This window comes from Legionella quateirensis (assembly GCF_001467955.1).
GTDB classification, from domain to species: Bacteria; Pseudomonadota; Gammaproteobacteria; order Legionellales; family Legionellaceae; genus Legionella; species Legionella quateirensis.
In genome coordinates, this window is sequence record NZ_LNYR01000009.1 from 1 (window position 1) to 5,230 (window position 5,230).

Sequence of the window (5,230 nt, forward strand, 5' to 3'; positions counted from 1 at the left end):
AAAGAGAACATTCTTATTATTGATCCCTGGTATTTTGCACTAGGGAATGAAGGATCTAAATGGGGACATGGAATTTATACGTGGGATGAATATCCAAAAGGATTTTTACATAATTTATCATGCACTTATGATAATCAAAAACCTTTTACCCAGGAAGATTTAGAAGCTGCCAGGGAGTTGAGTCAAACTCAGAGAAAAGAGAATTTCAAAGCAATCAAGATGGATTGGCAAAGTGTAAAGCAGGTTAAAACACTTGAGGAAAGTCTTAATACCATGAAAGCTAAACTGGCAAATTTAGAGGATGAGTATATGACTCTTAGTGATGACAGTGGGGATGACTGGGATTTAGAGGATGATGATATGAGTGAATATGATAAAATGGAGAAAATGAAGTCATTAAGTCTGGAAATAGCGAGTTTAAAAGAGCGAATCAATACAACACGAACCAATATGGATAATTTGACGCAAAATGACGAACAAGAGGCGTGCACAGAGCTTCAAATGAGCTGAGGATTCTTTTTATTATGGCGATAGCCATCTAAATAAATTGGAATCGATAATTGAACTTCTAGACCAAATCAAGGGAGGCAGCATCGTACATCAAGAGGGTCAGTGCTTGAAATGTGAATTATGCTATAGTTTCGTGAATTCAAAATTCAAGCCCTGCCCCCTTAAGTGTAAGCAGAAATTGACCTCGAAATGGTTTTAAAATTAAAACCCCTACTTATCTAGCCTCTTAAACAGCAATGTTCGTAAAACCCCGGTTTTGTTAAATTGAATTTAGTTCTCTAGGAGGGATTAATGCATAATTATAAATACTTATTTATATACAACTAAGCCAATTTATATGTATAATTATTGGTCATCATTCTATGATGTCAGATTTATCCAAATTAAATCCTCCTCACACCACTATAAAGAACCAGAAATCATGGGAAAAATAATTTACTTGTTGTTATCTTTTTTAATAATGACTAATAACCTCTTTGCTAATAATAATGAGTTACTGCTTACCAGAGAACTGTCTCAATCGCTTGCCCTAATAAATTCAAATGCTAATATCTGGCCAAAATTTAAAATTAGTTCCAAGCCTATTATTGTTTATTTTTCTAATCAACATCATTACGCGTATTATTTTTCACCTATCAACTCTAATTGGAAAATACAATCCGACCAATCTTTCCCGGTGTATTTTCTAGACCATGATGAATATGAAATAGATAATTTATCCTGGAGTGATGGCAATATAATTGATGGACAACCGTCATTTGTTTTTGGGCTGGAAACTATAAAAGATATATCTAATCGAGATATTCTTCATCTATTGTTTCATGAACGTTTTCATATTTTTCAATTTGAAGATTTTCCGGTACAAATATATAACTTTGGTACTTATACCGGATTTAATCAAATTGAAAATGTAAAGTTAACTTATATTGAAGACTTGGCTCTGGGTGAGTATTTGACGAATGATAACATCGAAGCGCTGAAAGATTATGTAGCCATTAATCAGTACCGGCAAAAATTAATGGGTGATATCTCTACAATATATGAAGCAACAAAAGAAAACATGGAGGGAATTGCTGATTATTATGGCTGGAGTGTGGCCATCTCTAATGAAGCTGAAAGAAATCAAGCCATGATTACAACCTACAAGAATAAATGTGGGATTGATAAATTAATAAAATGCCAACTTCAAGATAGATATTATTTTACTGGTGCAGCAGTCGGTATAGCACTCGACAATTTAAGTGTAGGTGATTGGAAAGATAAATTGGTGAAAAACAAGTCATTTATACGAAATCAATTACATCAATATTTTTCTTTCAGTGATACCCAAATTAGCCAACGCGTAAATCAAGCAAAAGAGCGTTATAATTACGCAGAAATAACGCGTCCTATAGAGGTCGCTATTGAACGTTACAAAGAGCGACGTTCAAAAGAAATGAATTCATATAATAACCAGCCAGGAGTAAAGCTGAATATTGAACGAAGGCCTTGCAATTTATTCGGTATGACAATGGCTGATGAAAATTTCTACATTGATAGCAACATTCAACTCTACATCAATCAAATTGGTAACTCTTCTTGTCCAGATCACAGTATAATAGTTAATTATTTTAATATCCCGTATGTTTTGAAAACGGAAAATATTGGCAGAATTCAGGTTAAAATTGATAATGATACCTTACTTGAAATAGACGGAAAATCGATTTCAGCTAAAGATTTATCCGCAACTGATACAGCTATTGATTTTAATAATTTATATCTTAAAAATACTGTTATAGAAATTGAAATTAAAAACAGAAGTGCAAGGTTGGATATTAAAGGTAACGAACTTAACTTAATAACTAATTTTGACAAAGAATAATAGTAAAAATGACTGTGATGAAAGAAGTGAAAAAATATGTGTTTTAGAATAGCAATTTATCCGAAATTATACCGCAATATCCTATTGAACAATGTGCCGTCTGGAGTAAAAAGATAGGGGGGCAGATCTTGTTTTTTGCTTTTCTCTATCTTAAAACAACAGTCAAGAGCCGACCCTCTTCTGTGTCCACTGAATCAATGGACCCTGCTGACATGCAGCAGAGCATAACCATTCAGCGAATTGTCAACGGACTCTAGTGTTTTAATTTGTTTCAGATGTCCAAAAAGCATCTTCTTCGGGTTGGTTTGCTGAAAAAAGATAAACCTCGACGATTTGACCATTTTTAATTTTCATTAAGTCAGTACCGTCCATAGACAGTCTGCTGCCATTGGATTTATGGGCGGAGAAATGAAGGGTAGCGGCTACTAAGAAGTTATTAGCCATGATATTTTTTACTTCATCGATTTTGAACGTGTTTTCACTGATTTTCATAAATTGACCAAATAGTGAAAATACTTCCTGCTTACCGTAATAAGTTTTCGACAAAGAACCATTTCCAGGTTGATGCCAAATGATATTTTCAGAAAGCAGGCTATCGAGCAAGGCCATATCACCGGTGGCTAGAGCTTCAAAATATTTTTGTACTATTTGAATTTCGCTTTCAGACTGAGTTGCCTTTGGAATATAGTAAGCATGGGCAGTCACGCTCTGAAGGATCATTGCAAAGCAAAGAATTATATTTCTTGACCAGTTACTTGTTTGTTTTCGTATCATCCTATTTTCTCCTCACGTTTTGTTGTTTCGCTTAGACAGTTTATGAGCATGGAGAAAGAAATGATTCTAAAAACTCGCCATTAATTTTGAGTTTTTAGCCATATTGAGATATTCAGAAGGCAATTGCCCGGTATGAGTACGAAAGGTTGTAATGAATTGACTTAAGGAGTTATAGCCTACCGCAAAGGCTACCTGAGTAACGGAGTTTCCAGATAGGCGTAGGAGTTCCTTTGCTTTTGCTACTCGATAATGAATCAGCCACTGCTTGGGTTGTAGTCCCGTTTCAATCGCTGCCAATCGATTAAGACTACGAGTACTCAATCCGGAATAACGTGCCACATCAATCATATTAATCTGTTCTGCTAAGTGCTCCCGCATGTAATTTAATGCTTTTTTTAATCGTGGATCGCTCGCTTTTGCTTCTAAATGTTCCACTGATTGTATGTAATTGGAGGAAGCCTGCATAAATATCTCATGCAACGTTTCACAAAATACCTGAATTAATGATTGCGCATTGTTTGTTTTCGGGTGGAGTAATAAATAAAAGAGTAACTCCTTTATCAAATGATCTACTGAAAGAATTAAGGGTACTGAAGAAAGAAAGCTCGCTTGGTATTTGGTAGAATCAACCAAAGCAATTAGCCGTTCGCCACTTTTAGTAGAGGAAGAAAATGAATGCGTCAGATTCGGCGGCAGGTATAACATTTTACCCACACCCAATTGCAGAGCTTTCCCCTCCAAAATAATGCTGATTTCTCCTTGCAAAGGGATAAATAAAAGTGCTTCTTGTAAAGTGATTTGCTGAACCTGCTTCCCAGGAAGATTTTGATGAATCAGATATAGACCATCAAAACTTACCGAGATGTCTTTACCCTTTTTCATGAGTATCCTCGGTAGACAGATATTTTATTGCTTACAGTCTGGGATTATAGTGGTATGAAGTAATTATTATCAAATTCAATATTCCTATTATGTATTCAGGGATTCATCAGGAGGGTCAGGCCTTGCTTTTTCCTCCCTAGAAATATGTTTAGCACAAAGGAAGACTTGATCTTCTAAGTGCGCTAAGTGGTGTATCTGAAATACCTTTAAGAAATTAGAAAGATTTATAGAAAAAACTATGGGAACTTGTAAACAGGCAAGGTGGCGTTGAATGATTTTAAATGGGAAGAGGACAATTGGTGTGCATCAATAGGGTCAGGGCTTGAAACGTGAATTATGCTTTAGTTTCGTAAATTTAAAATTCAGGGCCTGGCCCGGTTAGCACGCACAGCGGTACAGAAACGATATTAGCAGGACAATGTTTAACCTGAGTTAAAATGACGAGATTATAGTTGCCTCTGGTCAGGTTAGCGATAAATGCATTTGTAGGAACTATTTTATTAACAATAAAATAGTTTGTTTTAAGTTCATGCATGTAATTGGTAAATTCAGCAAAAGCTGAAATTGAAATATAAGGGTTAAGTCCTGTATTTATTGTTAATTTAGGTTGGTTTTTACGATCGTTGTGTTCTGCTTTCATCATTTCATCATTTCATCATTTCATCATTTCATTATAAATACCAAGCATTTGTCGAATATAGGGAAGAAACGCCTCGCCTTAATTTTTCAGTTCTACCCCGGAACTATTATCTATAAAAAATTGAGTTTCTAATTCGTGTTCTAATTTTTTATACGCCTGCTTATGGTGGGCTGAGATGTAAACATATGCTTCGAGGCCAAGGATATTCAATGGTATTGAACAACAGCAGGAAATGTTTTTATGTCAACTATGCTCATCTCAGTCTCCTGGCATTCCCTACAATGAGGTAACCTTGCATTTTTGTTTTACAGCATCTTGTATTAGATAATAACAGCTTACACCCGAAATTAGGGTTTGTGCCAATCAGGGACGAGCCGTACATTTATAGGATATGCAATAAATGTATGGGCCATACAATAACTCAAGAAAAACTGTCATAGTTTGTTAATTTTAATCACTTAGAATAAAAATTAAACAAAGATCGCTCTTTGTTAATGCGTACCAGGAACAAAACGTTCAATTTATTCGAGGTGTATCATGAGTAAAAAGTTGACAGACTCAAT

The 5,230-nt window shown here is 35.1% G+C and carries 5 protein-coding genes; 2 read left to right on the forward strand and 3 right to left on the reverse strand.

Annotation, left to right across the window (positions count from 1 at the left end; translation table 11 throughout):
* Together Lqua_RS18310 and Lqua_RS04530 are read left to right on the forward strand one after the other, a co-directional pair.
* A partial coding sequence (locus Lqua_RS18310) for a hypothetical protein (protein ID WP_162264385.1) occupies nucleotides 1-510 on the forward strand: 510 nt, incomplete at its 5' end.
* A gap of 421 nt (nucleotides 511-931) precedes the next feature.
* Nucleotides 932-2,371 carry a hypothetical protein gene (locus Lqua_RS04530; protein WP_058473103.1) on the forward strand — a complete coding sequence of 480 codons (1,440 nt, stop codon included), beginning with the start codon at nucleotides 932-934 and terminating at the stop codon, nucleotides 2,369-2,371.
* 261 nt (nucleotides 2,372-2,632) lie between these two features.
* Here Lqua_RS04530 and Lqua_RS04535 read toward each other — a convergent pair whose 3' ends face one another.
* The 3 genes from Lqua_RS04535 to Lqua_RS04545 all read right to left on the reverse strand — a co-directional run bounded on the left by Lqua_RS04535 (nucleotide 2,633) and on the right by Lqua_RS04545 (nucleotide 4,670).
* Entirely contained in the window at nucleotides 2,633-3,145 is a 513-nt protein-coding gene (locus Lqua_RS04535; protein ID WP_058473104.1) for a nuclear transport factor 2 family protein, read from the reverse strand.
* A 66-nt stretch (nucleotides 3,146-3,211) separates the two neighbouring features.
* Nucleotides 3,212-4,027, reverse strand: a complete 816-nt coding sequence (locus Lqua_RS04540) for an AraC family transcriptional regulator (protein WP_058473105.1) — start codon at nucleotides 4,025-4,027, stop codon at nucleotides 3,212-3,214.
* A gap of 355 nt (nucleotides 4,028-4,382) precedes the next feature.
* Nucleotides 4,383-4,670: a hypothetical protein gene (locus tag Lqua_RS04545; RefSeq protein ID WP_133141128.1), complete on the reverse strand. Its 288-nt coding sequence runs from the start codon at nucleotides 4,668-4,670 to the stop codon at nucleotides 4,383-4,385.
* Nucleotides 4,671-5,230 lie beyond the last annotated feature (560 nt).